Source organism: Roseibium sp. M-1 (genome assembly GCF_054515675.1).
In genome coordinates this window covers 6402533-6422128 of the sequence record NZ_CM137257.1, presented here as the reverse complement: position 1 = coordinate 6422128, position 19596 = coordinate 6402533, and the positions used below count along the sequence as shown (strand labels likewise).

Annotated in this window: 14 protein-coding genes; 8 read left to right on the top strand and 6 right to left on the bottom strand. The window is 62.5% G+C overall.

Annotation, left to right across the window (positions count from 1 at the left end):
* Positions 1-110: 110 nt before the first annotated feature.
* Complete coding sequence (locus tag ACX3M4_RS28915; protein WP_459356382.1) at positions 111-5786, top strand: apolipoprotein A-IV repeat region-like domain-containing protein; 5676 nt, start codon at positions 111-113, stop codon at positions 5784-5786.
* A gap of 391 nt (positions 5787-6177) precedes the next feature.
* Positions 6178-6456 carry a GIY-YIG nuclease family protein gene (locus ACX3M4_RS28910; protein WP_459356381.1) on the top strand — a complete coding sequence of 93 codons (279 nt, stop codon included), beginning with the start codon at positions 6178-6180 and terminating at the stop codon, positions 6454-6456.
* 221 nt (positions 6457-6677) lie between these two features.
* On the opposite strand, the gene ACX3M4_RS28905 is transcribed toward ACX3M4_RS28910, so the two are convergent.
* Entirely contained in the window at positions 6678-7211 is a 534-nt protein-coding gene (locus ACX3M4_RS28905) for a MarR family winged helix-turn-helix transcriptional regulator (protein ID WP_459356380.1), read from the bottom strand.
* 160 nt (positions 7212-7371) lie between these two features.
* Between ACX3M4_RS28905 and ACX3M4_RS28900 the strand changes: the two genes are divergently transcribed.
* From ACX3M4_RS28900 to ACX3M4_RS28885, 4 genes are all read left to right on the top strand, one after another.
* Complete coding sequence (locus tag ACX3M4_RS28900; protein ID WP_459356379.1) at positions 7372-8400, top strand: TRAP transporter substrate-binding protein; 1029 nt, start codon at positions 7372-7374, stop codon at positions 8398-8400.
* A 2-nt stretch (positions 8401-8402) separates the two neighbouring features.
* Positions 8403-8912 carry a TRAP transporter small permease gene (locus tag ACX3M4_RS28895; protein WP_459356378.1) on the top strand — a complete coding sequence of 170 codons (510 nt, stop codon included), beginning with the start codon at positions 8403-8405 and terminating at the stop codon, positions 8910-8912.
* Positions 8913-8915: 3 nt separating this feature from the next.
* Positions 8916-10223 (top strand): TRAP transporter large permease, encoded by a 1308-nt coding sequence (locus ACX3M4_RS28890; protein WP_459356377.1) that lies wholly within the window; start codon positions 8916-8918, stop codon positions 10221-10223.
* Between the two features lie 200 nt (positions 10224-10423).
* The gene (locus ACX3M4_RS28885) at positions 10424-11407 is read left to right on the top strand and encodes an agmatine deiminase family protein (protein ID WP_459356376.1); all 984 of its coding nucleotides are present in this window, start codon (positions 10424-10426) and stop codon (positions 11405-11407) included.
* 6 nt (positions 11408-11413) lie between these two features.
* Here the strand turns inward: ACX3M4_RS28885 and ACX3M4_RS28880 are convergent, their stop codons facing one another.
* The 5 genes from ACX3M4_RS28880 to ACX3M4_RS28860 all read right to left on the bottom strand — a co-directional run bounded on the left by ACX3M4_RS28880 (position 11414) and on the right by ACX3M4_RS28860 (position 17044).
* The gene (locus tag ACX3M4_RS28880; protein ID WP_459356375.1) at positions 11414-12145 is read right to left on the bottom strand and encodes a substrate-binding periplasmic protein; all 732 of its coding nucleotides are present in this window, start codon (positions 12143-12145) and stop codon (positions 11414-11416) included.
* Positions 12146-12420: 275 nt separating this feature from the next.
* Positions 12421-13026: an ABC-type transport auxiliary lipoprotein family protein gene (locus ACX3M4_RS28875; RefSeq protein WP_459356374.1), complete on the bottom strand. Its 606-nt coding sequence runs from the start codon at positions 13024-13026 to the stop codon at positions 12421-12423.
* A 22-nt stretch (positions 13027-13048) separates the two neighbouring features.
* Positions 13049-15043: an MlaD family protein gene (locus tag ACX3M4_RS28870; RefSeq protein ID WP_459356373.1), complete on the bottom strand. Its 1995-nt coding sequence runs from the start codon at positions 15041-15043 to the stop codon at positions 13049-13051.
* 10 nt (positions 15044-15053) lie between these two features.
* Positions 15054-15887, bottom strand: coding sequence for an ABC transporter ATP-binding protein (locus ACX3M4_RS28865; RefSeq protein ID WP_459356372.1), 834 nt, complete (start codon positions 15885-15887; stop codon positions 15054-15056).
* 8 nt (positions 15888-15895) lie between these two features.
* Positions 15896-17044, bottom strand: a complete 1149-nt coding sequence (locus tag ACX3M4_RS28860) for an ABC transporter permease (protein WP_459356371.1) — start codon at positions 17042-17044, stop codon at positions 15896-15898.
* Between the two features lie 137 nt (positions 17045-17181).
* On the opposite strand from ACX3M4_RS28860, the gene dgcN reads away from it, so the two are divergent.
* A complete protein-coding gene (dgcN, locus tag ACX3M4_RS28855) occupies positions 17182-18195 on the top strand; it encodes an N-acetyltransferase DgcN (RefSeq protein WP_459356370.1) in 1014 nt (337 codons plus the stop codon).
* On the top strand, positions 18192-19175 hold the full coding sequence (gene dgcA, locus ACX3M4_RS28850; protein ID WP_459356369.1) for an N-acetyl-D-Glu racemase DgcA: 984 nt from the start codon (positions 18192-18194) through the stop codon (positions 19173-19175). The genes dgcN and dgcA overlap by 4 nt, the downstream gene beginning before the upstream one ends.
* Positions 19176-19596: the final 421 nt, after the last annotated feature.

Below are 19596 nucleotides of genomic sequence, written 5' to 3'. Positions count from 1 at the left end.
CAAAGGCGGCAGCCGCAACGAGGACGCATCCGGTAGATAACTGTAAGAAGCTGCGCCAGCAGCTGGCATGATACCGGTGTGTAATGAGTACGGATGTGAGGCGACCCTAAATGGCAAATCCGACAAAGGCGAAAGACCCGGCGGAAGCGGCCCTGTCTGCAGTGGAAGAAGCGCTGAAACTCGATTTCGGCGGTCCGGACACTGCGGCAACGAATTCCATTGCCGAAGAAAGCTTGGCGGAAGCGGAACCGGCACGACGGTCTCAGGCGGACACGCGCAACGCGCCCGCGCGCGACGATCAGCGCCAGTCACGCCGTCGCGGCCGCGGCGGACGCCCGCCCGCGGCCAATGACGACCGCCGCAACATCGGCAACCTGATCTACGCCCTGCAGCGTCGTCCCTCCTCCGCCCCGTTCTGGGGTGCGCTTGCCCTCAGCGCCCTCTGGGCAGCGCTCGGCAGCAGCCTTTTCATGTCGGCCTTCTCCGACAAGGTCACCTCTCTCACCGACCCGCAGGCCCTCATGGGCTCGCCTGAGATGATCCTGGCGGTCGTCGGCATCGTCGTGCCGATCATCTTCTTCTTCGTCATGGCCATGATGATCTGGCGTGCGCAGGAAATGCGCATCGTCGCCCGAGGCATGACCGAGGTCGCCCTGCGCCTCGCCGAGCCGGAAGACATGGCCAAGGAAAGCATCCTCAGCGTCGGTCAGGCCATCCGCCGCGAAGTCGCCGCCATGGGCGACGGCATCGAACGCGCCATCGCCCGTGCCAGCGAGCTGGAAGTCCTCGTCCACAACGAGGTGTCCTCGCTCGAACGGTCCTACAACGACAACGAACTGAAGATCCGCGGCCTGATCGAGGAACTGGTCAGCCAGCGCGAGTCCATCGTCATGAACGCCGAACGCGTGCGCGAGACCATTGCCGGTGCCCATGAGAGCTTCGCCTCACAGCTCTCCTCGACCTCCGGCGAACTCGGCAGCACCGTCGACAACGCGACCCAGCGCATGATCGATGCGGTCAACAGCCGTGTCGAGGAACTGACCCAGACCGTCGACAGCCGCATCGAGTCCCTGGGCGCGACCCTCAATGCTTCCGGCAACGAGCTGGTCGACAGCCTGACTGTCCGCGCCGAAGACTATGTCGCGCGCCTGTCCTCCACCGGCAACGACCTTGTCGACAACCTGGCGGAAACCGGCGCCACCATGTGGGAGACGCTGACCTCCCGCGGCAACGAGGTCAACGAGCTGTTCGCCAACACGGCCAACACCTTCGTCGAGACCCTGACCGTTCGCAGCACGGAAATCAACGAGACCCTCTCCTCTTCCTCCAGCTCGGTGATCAACACGCTGAGCACGAAGGCGGACGAGTTCCGCGTGACCCTGGAAGCCACCGGCACGACCGTCGGCGACGTCATCACGGCGCGCGGCGAGGAGATCAACGCCAACCTGTCGCTGACCTCCGGCCGTCTCATCGACACCATCACCTCGCGCACCGAGGAACTGGTCGCGACCGTCGACACCCGCGTCACGACGCTGGATGCATCGCTGGCCGAAACCGGCAGCCGGGTTGTCGAGAGCATTTCCGAAAAGGGCCAGGCGGTCACCGACACCATCTCCATCCGGGGTGCGGAGATCGTCGACACCCTCTCCAGCCGCTCGACCGAAGTCGCGGAAATCCTGCGCGGCACCGGCGAGAGCATCGTCGTCGACCTGTCGCTGCGCGGCGGCGAAATTGCGGCCAAGCTCGACGAGACCGCAGGCTCGCTCACCGAGACCATCTCCGTGCGCGGCGGCGAACTTGCCGACAAGCTCGACACCATTTCCGAGCGCATCTACACCGCCATCTCCATCAACGGCTCCGAGCTGGACGATCGTCTTGCTGCCCGCAGCAACGAGATGGCCACCATCCTGGAACAGCAGACCATCGGCTTCCGGGAAACGCTGGAAAGCGTCAGCGGCCAGTTCGCCGCAGGCCTTGGCGACCAGACCAGCGCGCTCACCCACAAGCTGGCCGAAACCGGCACCCAGCTTGCCGAACTCATCGGCAGCCGTGGCGACCGCGTTGCCGGCGACATCAACCAGATCAGCGGCAAGATTGCCGAAACCCTGGAAGTCCGCGGCACCGCGCTGCAGGAAGGCCTGTCCACGCGCCTTGCCGAACTGGAAACCATCGTCACCGATCGCGGCGGCATGCTGATCGACGCCTTCGACACCAAGACACTGCTTCTGTCCGAAGCGCTCGACTCGCGCCTGTCCACGCTGGACACCACTTTTGCGGCCCGCGTCGATGCCATGGATGCCTCCCTCGGCAACCGGATCGCCGCCATGGACGCATCCCTCGACCAGCGTTATTCGGCCATCGATACGACCCTCAGCGAGCGTGTCAGCACGCTGGACAGCTCGCTCGAGCGCCGCTTTGCCGAAATCGACACGACCCTCGGCGAGCGGATCCACACGATCGATACCTCGCTTGAACAGCGCTATTCGCTGATGGATGCCACCCTGACAGACCGCATCTCGACGCTGGACGCGTCGCTGGAAAGCCGTCTGACGACCATGGACGTCACCCTCACCGACCGCATCTCCACGATGGATTCCTCGCTCGGCGAGCGGATCTCCACCATGGACTCATCCCTCGGCAGCCATATCAACACGCTGGATCTCACCCTTGACCAGCGCACGGCCGCCTTCGAGGCGACCCTGGAAGCCCGCACGCAGATCCTGTCGGACGCGATCGAGAACCGCACCACCGGCATCAGCGACGCGCTGGAGGAAAAGACCCGCAACATCACCGATGTTCTGGCCGACCGCTCCGACGCGATCACCCTGCAGCTCGGCCAGCGGATCGAGGCAGCCGGCAACACCCTTGCCGAACGGGCCGAGGAAATCGGCCAGTCGCTCTCCACCCGCGTCGACACCGCGGCTGTTGCCATGGCCGAGAAGGCGGAACTCATCTCCGCGTCCATGACCTCCGGCACCGACCGGATCGACGAGACGCTCGATGCCCGTGCCCGCCAGATATCCGAGACGCTGATCAACCGCACCAAGGAAATCGCCAAGGCCTTCGTCGACGGTCAGGACGAAATGACCAGCGCGCTCGACAATCGCCTTGCGGAAGCCGGCAGCGTTCTGGGCAAGCAGAGCGAACAGCTCACCGAGTCCTTGTCCGAGCGCATCGCCGAGATCAACGTCTCCCTCGGCGCCAAGGTGTTCGAGGTTGCCGAGACCCTCGACAGCCGCGCCACCCAGCTGGAAACCCTTCTCAACGAGCGCCTTGAAAGCATTTCCGGCACGCTGACGGGCGAGAGCGAACGCGCCCGCGATATCCTGACGGCCGTCATCTCCGAAGCCGGCGCAACGCTTTCCACCGAAAGCACCCGCCTGCGCGACGTTGTCCAGGAAGCGGTCACCGCCGCCGTCCAGACCCTCTCCGACGAGCGCACCCGCACCGTCGAGATCGTCGACAGCGCCCTCTCCCAGGCGACCGAGAAGCTTACCGGCGAAGGCGACCGTATGCGCCAGATCGTGCTTGGCTCGGTCGGCGAAGCACGCGGCGTCCTCGTCGGCGAAAGCCAGAAGGCCGCCGATGCCGTCACCTCGGCCATGCAGCAGGCCACCGGCGCCATGTCCGGTGAAAGCGGCCGCATCCGCGAGCTGGTCCTCAGCGCCGTTGGTGACGCCGCCCGTGCGATGGCCGCCGAAAGCGACAAGGCCCGCACGCTCTATGCCGGTACGCTTGCCGAATTCACCGGGTCTCTGACCGGCGAAAGCGACAAGGTCCGCACCGAGCTCTCCGGCCTGATCGCCGAAATCTCCGGCAACCTCTCCGCCGAAAGCGAACAGGCACGCCTGACGCTTGCCCGCACGCTTGAGGAAATCCGCGGCCAGATGTCGAGCGAGGCCGGCATGGTCCGCGCCCGCGTCAACAGTGCCGTTGCCGAGGCCGCCGATCTTCTGGTCGGCCGCGGCAACGAGGTCGCCAACGAACTCTTGGAAAAGGCGACAGCCCTCAACGAGGCCTTCGGCGCCCGTTCCGGCGAGCTGGCCAGGATCGTCGGCACCGACGGCAACGAGCTCATCAGCGCCATCGAAATGCGCGCCAACGATCTCACCGGCCGCCTGTCCGAAGTCCATGGTGCTATCCTGGAGGCGATCACGGTCAAGGGCCGCGATGTCACCGACACCTTCGCCCATACCGGCCTCGACGCAACCCGCGCCCTGGTGGAAGCCGGTGACCGGATCGTCACTTCCATCACCGAGCGCAGCGAACAGGCCACCGGCCTGCTCTCCGACACCAAGCGTCGGCTGGAAGCAGATGTCACCGAGATCCTCAACAAGATCGAGACGTCAAACGCCAACCTGCAAAGCATCGTCGCCACTGCAGGCGAGAACCTCAACGAAGTGGAGGGCAACCTCGCCCGCCGCGCCGGCGAGTTCCGCTCTGCTGTCGATCGCGCCGTCACGGAAACCAACGCCACGACGACGCTCATCACCGACCAGGTCTCTAACCTGCGCGATGTGACGGAAACGACACTTGCCGACATCAAGAACCTCACCGGCCGCTTCGGCGACCAGTCAGAGGAACTGACGAAGGCGGCCCGTCACCTGGAGGACACCAACCGCTCTGTCGAAAGCCGCGTTTCCGAACGCCGCACGGCAATCGAGCAGGTGGCCGACACGCTGCTGGCCAAGACCGAGGCAGTCGACACGCTCATGCGGTCGTTCACGCAAACCCTGTCCGACACGCTGGAAACGGCCGACGACAAGGCGCGCGACGCGGCCAACATGCTGTCGGCGGCTGCGGAAGCGGCCTCCAAGCAGGTGGCAGAGCAATTCGAATCCATGCGCCTGACGGCCGGCATGGAAGGCCAGAAGGCCCGCGAAGCCATCCGCTCGGCCCAGGACGACATCATTGCCGAAATGACCCGCACGGTCACCGAGGCCTCCGATCGCTTCAACGATGCGGCGACCCGGATGCGTGATGTTGCCCGCGACGTCCACCGTGAGCTGGAAGCAACCCGCGGCGAACTGAAACAGGGCGTCCTGAACCTGCCGGACGAAGCGGAAGAATCCTCCGCCGCGCTGCGCAAGGTGGTCAACGAGCAGATCCGCGCGCTGACCGAGCTTTCGGAAATCGTCGCCAAGCAGTCCAACGTGCTCGACATCTCGCGCCCGCAGGCGCAGGCGGCCTCGGCAAGCGCCGCCCCTGCCCCGCAGCCGGCACCGGCGTCCTACGCCCCGCCGGCACCGAGCCGCCAGCAGAGTGCACCGGTTGCCGACCCGCGCCCATCGATGACACGCCCGGTCGAAACCCGCCGCCAGCCGTCGGCTCCGGCCGAAAACGGCGGTTCAGGCGGCAAGGGCTGGGTTGCGGATCTCCTGCGCCGCGCCTCCCGCGACGACGACGCCGGTTCCGACACGGATATGGGCCGCACGCCGCTGCACACGGTTGAAAGCCTCAACTCGCTGTCGGTCGACATTGCCCGGGCGATCGACCACGAGACCTTCGTGGACCTGTGGAACCGTTACCGCACCGGCGAGCGTCACGTCTTCACCCGCCGCCTCTACACGCTCCAGGGCCAGCAGACCTTTGACGAGATCCGTCAGAAATATGCCCGCGACCCGGAATTCCGCACGGCGGTCGAGCGTTACGTGGCCGATTTCGAGCAGCTTCTGGCCCAGGTGTCGCGCAACGACCGCGACAACATGCTCGGCCAGACCTACCTCACCTCGGACACCGGCAAGGTCTACACCATGCTGGCCCACGCCAGCGGCCGCCTCGACTAAACCCGGTCAGGCACCGAGACACGGAAAAGGCGGCCATTGGCCGCCTTTTTTGTTGGGAAAGATTGAATGCCATCAAGAAATTTTGGGGTGCACCACCAACTCGGCCACTCTCCTCTTTCTCCACCCCAAGAAGCAACCTCAGTGTCACCCCGGCCGCAGCGAAGCGCAGAGCCGGGGCCCACTCGCATTTCCACTTGTCAAAAGCTGACAGAAACACGAGGCAGCGCCTACCTCCATTCAAAAGCTCTGCGAACGAGTAGGCCCCGGGTCTCGCGATGCTCGCCCGGGGTGACACAGAAGTTGTTGCTCGCCCAAACTCAAATCTGTCGCCGATCGAGTTGGTGACGCCACCCGACTTTCCCAATAGGCTCTCTGCAACCTTGGTGAGTCTGTGACTTATTACGTTTACATCCTTGCGAGCCGGATGAACGGATCGCTTTACATTGGCGTTACGAACGATCTCAGCCGGCGTGTTGCAGAACACCGGAACGGGGACGGCAGCAATTTCTCCAAGAAACACGAAGTCTACAAACTGGTCTACGCGACGGCCTTTGACGATGTGAATGAAGCCATCGCACAAGAAAAACGGCTCAAGAAATGGCGCCGGTCCTGGAAGATCCAGTTGATCGAGAGCTCCAATCCGGAGTGGAACGACTTGCTGACCTATTGACCCCAGTGTCACCCCGGGCGAGCAACGCGAGACCCGGGGCCTACTCGTTTGCAGAGCGAGAGAAAAAGCGGCAGGCAGCGACGCGCGCACCAAAACCGATTTAACAAGCATAAAGGCGAGTGGGCCCCGGCTCTGCGCTTCGCTTGGCCGGGGTGACACTGGAGGTTAAGGGCCTCTTTTGCCGATCCGTGTTTGGAAAAAGGCTGGAAAGCAAACCTCACCTAATCACTCACCCCGTCCAACTCGTCCTTGAGGTTCTCCCGGATCTTGCCCGCGACCGCCAGGAACGCGGAGATTTCCTCTCCGGTCAGGCCGCTGAGCATCCGGGCTTCCACCGCCTTGAGCTTGGGGCCCAGATCCTCGTAGACCGCCCTGCCCTCTGGTGACAATTGCAGAAGAAAGCTGCGGCCGTCGGCCTCGTTGCTTTCACGGACAAGAAAGCCCCTCTCCTCCATGCGCTTGACCGCACGGCTGACCACGACCTTGTCCATGCTGGAGCGGGCGACGATTTCCGTTGCCTGCAGGCCCGACGATGCAGAGCCGAGGATCGCCATCGTGCGCCATTCGGCCGGCATCATGCCGTAGTCGCGCTGATAAACCGCTGACAGCGCCCGGGTGACGTCGGAATAGAAGACGCGCACCCGGTAAGGGAAAAACGTTTCCAGTTCGAAGTCGGCCGCCGGCTCTGACGGAAATCCGGATGTTCCTTCAACGAGTTCCTGCGGGTCGGTGTCTGTGTCGGTCAGCTTGGTCATTGGCGGTCAGCATTGTTCCTTTGGGTCAATACGCGATTTTAGGATTGACTTGGTTACATATGCAACTATTTTGTTTCATATGTAACTATGTTTGGCCTGACAGTTCAAGGTGCCGATCATACCGGCAAGGGCGGCCAGCATAAATAGGGAGGAGACCCCAGTGAAACAGTTGAAAAGACTTTCCCTTCTGGCCGCGGTCACCGCATCTGCGCTGACCGGTTTCACGGCCGCCGCCAGCGCCGATGAACTGGTCCTGTCGTCCTGGCTGCCGCCGAAGCACCCGATCGTCACCGGCGTCATGGAACCCTGGGCCGAGGAAGTTGCCAAGGCCACCGATGGCCGCGTCACCGTGCGCATCCTGCCCAAGCCCGTCGGCTCGCCGCCCGAGCATTTCGATCTTGCCGCCGAAGGCATCGTCGACATCACCTATGGCCTCCACTCCTTCACCCGCGACGACCGCTTCCTGCGTTCGCGCGTCGGCCAGTTCTCCTTCATCGCCGACACGGCGACGGAAGGCTCCAAGGCCTACTGGGACGTCTATGGCGGCTCGCTGGATGCCCAGGCGGAGCACAAGGGCACCAAGCTGCTCGGCCTGTGGGTGCATGGTCCCGGCATGTTCCACAACAACCAGCGCAAGATCGAAGCACCTGAGGATTTCGCAGGCCTCAAGATCCGCACCCCGGGCGGATACATCGCCGACATGTCCCAGGATCTCGACATCATCACCCAGTTCATGGGCCCGGGCGAAGTCTACGAGAAGCTTTCCCGCGGCGTGATCGACGGTGTCACCTTCCCCATGGAAGCGCTGCAGGCCTTCAACCTCACCGACTACACCAAATACTCCATGCGCATCCCGGGCGGCTTCTACAACACTTCCTGGTTCATGGTGATGAACGAGGATGCCTGGGGCGGCCTTTCCGCGGAAGACCAGGCGGCGATCGAGAAGATCTCCGGCGTTGCCCTTGCCGAAATGGCCGGCGGTGTCTGGGACGGTGCCGATGCCCGCGCAGCCTCCTACATCGCCGACAAGGATATCGAGGTCTATCACGCGTCTGCACCGGTCCTGGGCAAGGTGAAGGACCTGGCGGCGAAACACGAAGCCGCCTGGGCGGAGGCTGTTGCCGGGACCGGCTTTGACGGGACGGCCGCACTTGCAGAATTCCGCGCCAAGACCGGCATTCAGCACTGAGCATGAGCGCCTCTGCCAACAACGGGGCACCCCGCCGGATCGACAGTATCCGGCGCGGCGCCGGCCTCCTGCTCGGCCTCGCCTGTTTACTGGTGCTGGCCGGACTGATCGGGCTCACATGCGTCGACGTTGTCGCGCGTTATGCCTTCAACAGCCCCATCGCCGGTGCCTATGAGCTGACCGAGATCCTGCTCGCCACCCTCATCTTCCTCGCCCTGCCGCTGACGACGGCCGCTGGCGAACATATCGAGGTGGAACTGCTCGACGGTCTGAAAAGCAGCCTGTTGAAGCGCCTTGGTACGATCGTCGCCGCCATCTGCACGGTCGGTGTGCTGGCGCTGATCGCCTTCAAACTCTTCGAACATGCCGAAAAGCTGCAGCAGCGCGGCCAGGTGACGGATTCCCTGCAGATCCCGCTTTCACTCGTCGGCTGGCTGGGCGCCGCTTCGTTCTCGCTGTCGGCCCTCGCCGCCATCGGCTTTGCTGTCAAACGTTACCGGGAAAAGGCCTGAGCCGTGATTGAAGCTCTGATCGGATTTGCCGCCCTCTTCGCGCTTGTGCTTTTGCGCGTGCCCATCGCCATTGCCATGATCATCGTCGGCACGGCCGGGTTCGCCGCGCTCCGCAACTGGAATGCCGCGCTGAACCTGCTTGGCAATGCCGCCTTCGAAACCGGCCTCTCCTTCACCCTGTCGGTGATCCCCCTCTTTATCCTGATGGGCAATCTGTTGACGATCTCGGGCGTCAGCCAGTCGCTCTTCTCCACGGCCCACCATCTGCTTCACCGCATGCGGGGCGGCCTTGCCATGGCAACGATTGTCGCCTGCGGAGGTTTCTCCGCCGTCTGCGGCTCGTCGCTGGCAACGGCCGCCACCATGTCGAAGGTCTCGATGCCCTCCATGCGCAAGGCCGGTTATGCCGACAGCCTGGCGACCGGCTCCATCGCTGCCGGCGGCACGCTCGGCATCTTGATCCCCCCTTCTGTCATCCTGATCATCTACGGCCTGCTGACTGAAGCCGATATCGGCAAGCTCTTCATTGCCGGCATCATTCCGGGGCTCCTCGGCGTTCTATTCTATCTCGGCGCCATCTGGGTCACGGTTCTCCTGAAGCCGGATCTGGCGCCGCAAGCTGCTGAAGACATGAAGATGGCGCGGCGCGATGTCTGGGGCGTTCTCGCCGTCGTCGGCCTCTTCGCGGTCATCATGATCGGCATCTATGGCGGTTTCTTCACACCGACCGAGGCGGCCGGTGTCGGAGCAGCCACCGCTTTCCTCATCGCCCTCGTCTCGGGTGGTCTCACCTTCGAAAAGCTCTATACGGCCGGACTGAACTGTGCCCGCACAACGGCGATGATCTTCGCCATCATCATCGGTGCGGAGGTCTTTTCCAACTTCATCAGCTATGCCGGCGTTCCGGACGCCCTTCTCGCCTTCGTCCAGGCACTGGATGTCAACGCCTATGTGGTCATCCTGGTGCTGGTGCTGATCTACCTGGTGCTGGGCGCGGTGCTGGAAAGCCTCTCGATGATTTTGCTGACCGTGCCGGTGTTCTTCCCTCTGGTGACCTCGCTCGACTTCGGCAACGGCCTCCTGGCAGATCCGGAATATGTGCTGATCTGGTTCGGCATCATCGTGGTGGTGGTCACCGAAATCAGCCTGATCTCACCGCCCATCGGCCTCAACGTCTTCGTGCTGCGTTCCGTGCTGACGGACGTGCCGCTCCGCACCATGTTTGCCGGCATCCTGCCGTTCTGGCTAGCCGATATCGCCCGCCTGGCACTTCTGATAGCGGTGCCGGTGCTGTCGCTGCTGCTGATCTAGAAGACGATCACTCTGCTGTGCCGGCCGCATCACCTTCAAGGTTATGCGGCCGCTTCTTTACCTTTCACTCGTATTGAAGGAAAATCGCAGGCCATGGATCAGATGGCCCGATGAACAGACGCGATTTCATGACTTTCGGTACAGCCGCTGCGTCGTTTGGATTGCTTGGCACCCGATCGATTGCTGCCGAAGGACCTCGATTGCTGGTACCGCCTGAAGAAGACCCGCATGAACTGACCTTCATGCAATGGCCCGTGAACCGACAGGTGCACCCGGACCGCGATTTTCTCGACCTCTTGCAGCAGACCATTGCGGACATTGCGAATGCTGTGGCGGACTTCGAACGTGTGGTGATGCTCGCGGCGCAATCCGACCACGGCGGGGCACGCAAGCTGCTGTCCTCAGGTGTGGAACTCTGGGATATTCCGACCGAAGATCTCTGGTGCCGGGACTCCGGTCCGCTTTTCGCAAGAACGCCTGACAACAAGCTCGCCGTCAGCCACATCCCCTTCAACGGCTGGGGCGGCAGGCAGGTGCATCGGCGGGACGGCGCCATTGCCGCAAAGGTTGCGGGCCACCTCGGACTGGACCTCTATCCGAGCGGCGTTACCGGCGAGGCCGGCGGTGTCGAGCACGACGGACACGGGCTGCTGATGGCCCATGAAAGCTGCTGGGTCAACGCCAACCGCAATCCGGGCCTCACGCGCGATGAGATCGAAAGCCGGTTGCTGCAGGCTTATGGCGCGGAGAAAATGTTCTGGTCGCCGGGCGTCCGGGGCCAGGACATTACCGACTACCACATCGACAGCCTGGCGCGGTTCACCGGCACTGGCCGCGTCCTGATCAACCTGCCGGACGAGCCCGACAAAAGCGATCCGTTCCACCGCGCAGCCATTGAAACCCATGACCGGCTGGTTGCCGCGAAACTCGATGTCGAGGTCATCCCGGAACCGGAAAGCCGGCGTGTCAAAAGCGTCGACTTCGTTGCATCCTACGCCAACTTTTATGTCTGCATCGGCGGGCTCATCGCGGCCCAGTTCGGAGATGGGTACACGGATGCGATCGCCCAAGCGACGCTGGAAAGGCACTACCCGGGCCGTCAGGTGGTGATGCTTGACGTCGATGCACTGGGTGAGGTTGGCGGAGGCATTCACTGTGCCACGCAGCAGATGCCCGCGGCCTGACCAGGCTCACCTGACATACCGGTTGATCAGCGCCCGGTAAGCCGGTGTCTTGCGGTATGCTGCTATGGTGTCCGCAATATGCCGGGCCAGGTCCGGGTCGAATTCCTTGTGCGCGGCCAGATACTGGCGACCGACATAGACCGGCTTGCCGAAAACGAAGGCGTCGCGGTCATACCCCTGTTTCTTCAGGAAATAGGCCCCACGCCACAGCATCGTGTACCAGGCATCGATCCGTCCCGTGGACAACATGGTGAGAAACTGGTCTTCCTCAGCGATCTCGTCGAGGGTCGTGACATCATTGTCGCGCAGCACTCGCACCCGGCCGGAGCCCAGCAGCACCCCCACAATCGGCATTTCCTCCACTGCCTGCCGGAAACTGTCGATGGGCTTTCCCGTCGTGATGAAACCGCTTTCCGTCTCCACCAGCGACGCGATCCAGGTGTAGTCCTGTTCGCGGTCCTCCGACCGGCCGATGGAGAAGATCAGCGTCCCCGGCGTGTTCTGAACGATGGTCTGCGCCCGTTTCCAGGGCACGAACTCGATCCTGAGATCGATCGCCGCCCGCTCCGCGACCGCTTCCATCATTTCCACCGCGATGCCCTTGTCCGACTCGTTCAAGGAAAGCGGCGGCAAGAAACTGGTATAGGCGGTGATGGTGTCGGCAAGGGACGGAGAAGCGGAGGCAAAATAAAGGATTGCCGCGGAGATCCGCAAAAAATATCGGCTTGGCAAATTCATCAAACGCACCTCCAGCGCCTCAGATTTTCATCTATGGGAGGTCAAGGGAAAGTCAATTGGAGAAATAAGAATGCTTCGATAAGGTGAATTATCGATAACTCAATAACTATACGATAAACCACATGAGTATCATTACTTACGGCCGTTTCACGAAATGAAATTCCCGTTTTTCTTCAGTTAAATAGCCTGAAACGAAACACCAACACGCCGTCCACCAAAGCAATGGGGATTGAGGCCGATACCGGCGATTGGATTCAGACGGAACACTTGGGCAATCAAACGTTCTGCAACGTCCAGGCTGCCATCTCGGCAAAGACCCGGTCGGCGGAGGCATTCATCGCCTCGACCGCCTTGTCGACAGAGGTGCTGCCCGACGGCGTCTCGGCACGGAAGACCCTGGTTGCGACGGTGCGCCCGTTGCGGTCGTTGACGACGCGGGCGGAAATCTCGACGACAGCGCGATTGGCGCCGGCGATATTGAGTTCGAAGGCGCGGATTTCGGTCTGCAGCTGATAGTCGATCAGCAGCCCGTCGCCCGGCACACCGACGCCGCGCAAGCGGCCGGTATTCTGCAGCGTTTCCACCAGCTTCAGTTGCACCACATTCGGCAACGTGTCGGCCCAGGCCGACTTCGGGAAATAGCTGTAGACAGGCCCCTTGTCGACGACGGCGATATAGGTGGTATCGAGCGCCTTTAGCGCACGCGGAGGGGCGACCAGCACCTGGACGCGGCTGGAGCGGCCCTGAAGACCGCCGACATCGGCCGCGCTAATGCTGTAATAGGCAGACGGCGCGGTGCTGGCGCAGCCGGAAACCAGCACACCGAGCCCGAGAGCGGTCAGGACGCCCCGGCGGGTCATGTCTGTGGTTGCCTTCGTCATTTACCTCTGCCTTTGCACATTCTTACCGCCGCCGGCCGCCGGAATAGGTCGGTACATCCTCGCCGCCGAAGATCACACGATTGGGGCTGCGTTCAAAGCTTTCCACCGCGCGCTGGATAGAAATCAGCGTCCGGTTGAGCTGACCGAGCGCCGCCGCGAAATCGGCCGAGCCCTGCGTTGCGAACTTGGAAAGCCCGCCGGCGATGGAATCCGCCCGGCTTTCGAAGGCGACCGCAACCTTGCGGATGGCTGCCGCGGCAAGCGTTGCTTCCTTGATCAGGCCTTCGCCGTCGCCATCGACCATGGTGGAGACCTTCTCAACCAGGCTTTCGACGCGCACGGAAGTGGAATTCAGCGTCGCGGTCATCTGCTTGGCGTCGGAGATGATCTGGTCGACATCCGGCGTGCGCTTGGAAAGATCCGCCGTCATCTTCTGTACATTGTCGGCGGCCTGGCGCGCGCTCTGCAGGATGGCCGGAATGCCGTCCTCGTTGTTGGCCAGTTCCGACGCTGCCGTCTCGACCGAGCCGACGATATTGGCGACCTTTTCAGGGTCCACGGCCTTCATCAGGTCATTGGCGGTTTGCAGCGTCGTTGCGAACCGTTCGGCTGCCGCCTGAACATCGGTGATCAGCACGGCGATCCGGTCGTCCTGGCCGCGCACCGTCGCCGACACCGCCTCGAAGTTCTGCACGGTGGACTTGGTGGAGGCGATGATCTCGTTGATCTGACTCTGCTGATTGTTGAAGTTGTCGATGATGCTGGTGACATTGTCGACCGCCTTGCCGACCTTCTCAGGATCGACACTGGCCACGAGCGCATCCACTTTCTCAAGCGACGCATTGAGGCCGTCGGTGAACGTCCCCACCGAAGCCACCACGCTTTCCACCTTCAACGGATCGATAGCGGTAGCAATCTCCACGCCGCGGGTCATGATCGCATCCACCTTGACGACGACCTGACGCCCGCCTTCGATGATTTCCCTGATCGTGCCCTCTTCCTCCTGCAGGGAGGCAACGATGGACCTGACGTTCTGCATGGTCTCGCTGGTCGAGACGATCAGCTTGTCGATATCGCCGGTCCGCTTTTCCAGAACGTCGCCGAGTGCCGCCGCCCCCTTCATGACGTTCTCCACGTCCTCGGGCTTGATGGCATCGACGATCTTGTGAACGTTGTCGAGACCCGTGTTCAGGTTCTCGGTGAAGGTCTGCAGCTCCTTCGCGGCGCTCTGGGCGTCGGCCATCAGAAGGTCGATATCGTCGCTCGCCTTGCCAAGGCTGTTGGAGAATTTGGACAGATCGTCGACAATGGCCGTGACCTTGTCGCTCGGCACCGCCGCAAGCAGCCGTTCGCCCTGTTCGACCAGGGTTTCCATCCGGGCGGCCAGACTGGAAAAGGCGTCAGACGCCTTGCCGATGCTGGCCATGAAATCCTTTACGCCGTCCGAATTGGCCGCAAGCGCATCTGAGAAGGTCTCGGCGTTGCTGACGATCTTCCGGATCGCCGGCTGGTTCTCCTTCAGCACATCCTCGACCGTCTTCATGGTCGAATCCGCGCGTTTCAGAACGTCACGCGCACCATCGACAATGTCGTCAAAGAAGGAGCGCTCGGCGTAGATGACGGGCACCTGGGCATCGTCGCGACCGAGCAGCAGCGGCGAATCGGAAGTACCACCCGTCATGTCCACATAGGCGACACCCGTCAGTCCGGTGAAATTCAGCGTCGCCTTGGTGTCCTCGCGCAGCGGCGTCGAAGGCTTGATGCCGACGGTCGCCACCACCTTGGTCGGATCGTCTGGGGCAAAATCCAGCGACTTGACGTCACCGACCTTGATGCCGTTGAACAGCACCTGTCCACCGACCGGCAGACCGGTGACCGGCCCCGGATAGATGATCTTCACCACCACGTTCTGCCTGGATTCCGCGGTGACGGCGAGCCAATAAACAAAGCCGAACGCTCCGACCAGGATCGCGACCATGAAGGCACCGATCAGGATGTAGTTCGCTCGGGTTTCCATTCACTCCAACCTATACTCGGCGCAGGGCCCGCTCACCCCGGAAATAAGACTTAATCCAGGGATCGTCATTTTTCATCATGTCGTCCAGTGTTCCGATGGCCAGAACACGCTTTTTCCCAAGAACAGCAATACGATCACAGATGGAATGCAGACTGTCGAGATCGTGGGTGACCATATAGACGGTCAGTCCGAGGGTCGAACTGAGATTTGCAATCAGCGAATCAAAAGCCGCAGCCCCGATCGGATCGAGACCGGATGTCGGCTCGTCCAGAAACACCAAATCCGGATCGAGTGCAAGGGCACGCGCCAGGCTGGCGCGCTTGATCATGCCGCCGGAAAGCTCTGACGGCAGCTTGTCAGCGGCATCCTGGGGCAGACCGACAAGCTCGAGTTTCAAGGTCGCGAGTTCGTCCATCAGCTGCGGCGACAGCTTCAGATGTTCGCGCATGGGCACCTGGATGTTCTGCTTCACGGTGAGCGAGGAGAACAGCGCTCCCTGCTGGAACAGGACACCCCAGCGGCGCTCGATGGCCCGGCGTTCCTTCGCTGTTGCGGTCGACAGGTCATACCCGAAAACCGAGATCTTTCCGGCACGTTTCGGCGTCAGGCCCAGGATCGTGCGCATCAGCACCGATTTGCCCATGCCCGAACCACCGACAAAGCCAAGCACTTCCCCCCGGCGCACGTCGAGATCGAGATCCTGCAGTACGATCTTGGAACCGAAGCCGACGGTGATGCCGCGCACGGAAAGGACGTTGTCGTCCTTCTCGCTCGTCGCCGGGGCCGAACCCGCTTGCGCCGTGCCGTCAGTCCCTGAACCTGTCTGTATATCGCTCAGCGCCATCTCTTCGCTTATACCCCGATTGCCGCGAAGAACATGGCGAAAAAACCGTCAACGACGATGACGAGGAAGATCGCCTTGACCACGGACATGGTGGTGTGACGGCCGAGGGATTCCGACGATCCTTCCACTTTCAGCCCTTCCACGCAGGCAATGAGGCCGACGATCAGCGCCATGAAGGGCGCCTTGACGATCCCCACCACGAGCGTATCGATGGTGATCGCCGCCTGTAGTTGCGTCAGGAAGGCGGCCGGTGGAATGTCGAGATAAGCCCAGGTGACGATCCCCGAACCGAAGAGTGCCGCCATGTCGGAAACGAACGTCAGGATGGGCAGCGCGATCATGAGCGCCAGGATGCGCGGCAGTACGAGAACTTCCGTGACGCTGAGGCCGATCACATGCAGGGCGTCCACTTCCTCCTGCATGCGCATGGCACCGAGTTCGGCCGTGAAGGCCGATCCGGACCGGCCCGCAACCATGATCGCCGTCAGGATGACGCCGATCTCCCGCAGAACCAGAATGCCGGCGAGATCGACCACGAAGATATCCGCGCCGAACTGCTTCAGGTAAAAGCCGCCCTGCTGGGAAATGATCGCACCGATGAGAAAACTCATCAGGGCGACGATCGGAATGGCGCCGATGCAACTGCGGTCGAACTGGACGGCGATGGAGACGGAACGCAGGCGCTTGGGCTGAAGCAATACCGTCGACAGCACCAGTCCGAGCGAGCCCAGAATGTGCAGCATCGCCAGCGCGTCCTGCCAGATATCCACCATCTGGCGGCCGACCGCTTCCAGAAAGCCTGCAATGGAAAAGGAGTTCCGGTCCGGCTTGTAACGGGGCGGATGGTGGCGCTCGATTTCGTCAAAGAGCGTCTGCCGGACAGATGTGACACCGGTGAGGCCGACCTTGCGTCCCTGGAATTCCAGCCGGCCGCGGGTGCGGTGGATCAGCCAGGCGCCGCTTGTGTCCAGATGCTCGATCCTGGAAACATCGATACAGGTGAGCTTGGTCTTGCCGACGGCGAGATTGGCGAGCTGCTTTTCCGCATCGCCAACGGTGTTCACGGTCCAGTCTCCGGACAGGGCCAGGAACTGATGCTCGGCCCCTTCCGCCTCCAGGACCATCGCCGGTGCAATGTTTTTTTCCAAGAATGCCATTCCGGCTGGCTGCCCTCTTGCCGCTGGTTCACCATCCCCCGTATACCTGAAGGAGAACTTCAATTCCAACCGTCAATGCGTTTGCCATCAATGCGCCTGACCCTGGACCTCAACCGCAGCCACTTGAAAGCTTTGCCATGGAAATTGCCCGTCCCTACCTGTTGTTCCTCGGTGACGTTCCCGATGCCCTTGCGGCCAAGACCGCCATCGGCATTGTCGACTGGCGTGAGGACTGGTGCCTCGGACAGGTGCGGCTGCCCGGATGCGCGGCCGATACCGGCCTGCCGGACATGACGATTGCCGACGGGGCCGGCGCCGGTGCGAAGACCTTCATCATCGGCTCCGTCAACGCAGGCGGCCGTCTGCCGGATCATTGGGTGGAATCCGTCGTCGAGGCGCTCGACGCCGGCATGGATGTGGCCTCGGGCCTGCATGTGCGCCTTGCAAGCATTCCGGCCATCAAGGAAGCGGCCGAGCGCAACGGCCGTCAGCTGCATGACGTACGCCACTCCACGATGACCTTTGCCACGGGCAAGGGCACCAAGCGCCAGGGCAAGCGTATCCTTGCGGTCGGCACCGATTGCTCCGTCGGCAAGAAATACACCGCCCTTGCCATGGACAAGGCCATGAACGAGCGCGGCTACACGAGTTCGTTCTGCGCCACAGGCCAGACCGGGGTCTTCATTTCCGGCCGTGGCGCGGCACTCGACGCGGTAATCGCCGACTTCATCTCCGGTGCCGCCGAGTGGCTGTCGCCGGAAACCGATGCCGATCACTGGCAGATAATCGAGGGCCAGGGCTCGCTCTTCCATCCGTCCTTTGCGGGCGTCACGCTCGGCCTGTTGCACGGCTCCCAGCCGGACGGCTTCATCGTCTGCCACGAACCGACCCGCACGAAGATGCGCGGCGTCGAAACCCCGTTGCCGACCATCCAGCAGGTCATCGACATGACGATCGCCTGCGGCAAGCTCACCAATCCGGATATCCGCTGCGTCGGCATCGCCATCAACACAGCCGCGCTCGACGATGACGAGGCGCTCGCCTATCTCGCCAAGGTCGGCGAGAAACACGGTCTGCCGGCAACCGATCCGGTCCGCTACGGCATGGAAGCCATCGTCGACAAGGTCTCCGCCGAATTCGGTGCGCCATGAGCCTTGACGTCGGCATCGAAGCCGAAAGCTTCGAGATCGCGGGCGGTTTCAAGATCTCCCGCGAGACCCGAACCCATGCCAAGGTTGTCGTCGTCACGCTTGACGACGGCACCCACAGGGGCCGGGGCGAGTGCGTGCCCTATCCGCGCTATGGCGAATCGCTGGAAAGCGTGCAGGTGCTGATCGAGGAGATCGCGCCGCTCCTGAAAGGCGGCCTGTCGCGCGCGCAGCTGCAGGAGGCAATGCCGGCAGGAGCCGCACGCAACGCCGTCGACTGTGCCCTCTGGGACCTGGAAGCCAAGCGCACCCGAAAATCCGCCGCCGAGCTTGCCGGCGTGGGCACCTTGAGACCGCTGACCACCGCCTTCACCATCAGTGTCGACACACCTGAGATGATGGCCGAAAAGACCCGCGCCGCCGCTCACCGTCCGCTGTTGAAGATCAAGCTGGGCGGCCCCGGTGACGATTCACGCATTGCCGCCGTGCGCAAGGCAGCTCCCGACAGCACGCTGATCGTCGATGCCAACGAAGCCTGGGACGACAGTTGCTTTGACGCCAACATGGCCGCCTGCGAGGCCGCCGGCGTTGCCCTCATCGAGCAGCCGCTGCCCTCAAAGGCCGACGACCGCCTGAAAGGCCTTTCCCGAAAGGTCGCGCTCTGCGCAGACGAAAGCCTGCATCCGGGCAAGAGCATCGATGGCCTGAAAGAAAAATACGACGCGGTCAACATCAAGCTCGACAAGGCCGGCGGCCTGACTGCGGCGCTGAAGCTCTATGAGGAAGCCCGCGCCCAGAACCTCAAGATCATGGTCGGCTGCATGCTCGGCACGTCGCTCGCCATGGCCCCGGCGGTGCTGATCGCGCAGGGCGCGGATTACACCGACCTCGACGGACCATTGCTGTTAGCAAAAGACCGCTCCCCGGGCCTGCGCTTTGAAGGCAGCACACTTTACCCGCCGCTTCCGGAGCTGTGGGGGTAGAGGGTACTCCCAATCCGGCACCACATTCGGGAGGTCGCCTAAATCGGCAGGTTCGGTGACTTTCCCGCTTTCTGAGCCAAGGTCTCGGCACCGCCCTTGCCGCTTGTTCCCCTCTCCCCCCTTGAGGGGGAGATGTCCGGGAACCGGACAGAGGGGGGTGAAATCTCTCCGCTTTAACCGGCAATGCCGAACAATACCGATGGGCTGCCCCCCCTCTGTCTCCTGGCGGAGACATCTCCCCCTCAAGGGGGGAGAGGGGCATATGCCGCGACCCTCGCGACCATGATGCGTTTTCGTCAAAGCCAGTCCACACACACCACCTCATCCTGAGGAGGGCCGCCAGGCCCGTCTCGAAGGATCGGCTGAGAACTCTGAAACAAGGGGCCGATCCTTCGAGACGGCGCTGGCGCGCCTCCTCAGG

Coding starts and splice junctions, on each gene's coding strand:
- ACX3M4_RS28915 (WP_459356382.1), top strand. CDS start 111: ATGGCAAATCCGACAAAGGCGAAAGACCCGGCGGAAGCGGCCCTGTCT.
- ACX3M4_RS28905 (WP_459356380.1), bottom strand. CDS start 7,211: ATGACCAAGCTGACCGACACAGACACCGACCCGCAGGAACTCGTTGAA.
- ACX3M4_RS28895 (WP_459356378.1), top strand. CDS start 8,403: ATGAGCGCCTCTGCCAACAACGGGGCACCCCGCCGGATCGACAGTATC.
- ACX3M4_RS28880 (WP_459356375.1), bottom strand. CDS start 12,145: ATGAATTTGCCAAGCCGATATTTTTTGCGGATCTCCGCGGCAATCCTT.
- ACX3M4_RS28875 (WP_459356374.1), bottom strand. CDS start 13,026: ATGACGAAGGCAACCACAGACATGACCCGCCGGGGCGTCCTGACCGCT.
- ACX3M4_RS28870 (WP_459356373.1), bottom strand. CDS start 15,043: ATGGAAACCCGAGCGAACTACATCCTGATCGGTGCCTTCATGGTCGCG.
- ACX3M4_RS28865 (WP_459356372.1), bottom strand. CDS start 15,887: ATGGCGCTGAGCGATATACAGACAGGTTCAGGGACTGACGGCACGGCG.
- ACX3M4_RS28860 (WP_459356371.1), bottom strand. CDS start 17,044: ATGGCATTCTTGGAAAAAAACATTGCACCGGCGATGGTCCTGGAGGCG.
- dgcN (WP_459356370.1), top strand. CDS start 17,182: ATGGAAATTGCCCGTCCCTACCTGTTGTTCCTCGGTGACGTTCCCGAT.
- dgcA (WP_459356369.1), top strand. CDS start 18,192: ATGAGCCTTGACGTCGGCATCGAAGCCGAAAGCTTCGAGATCGCGGGC.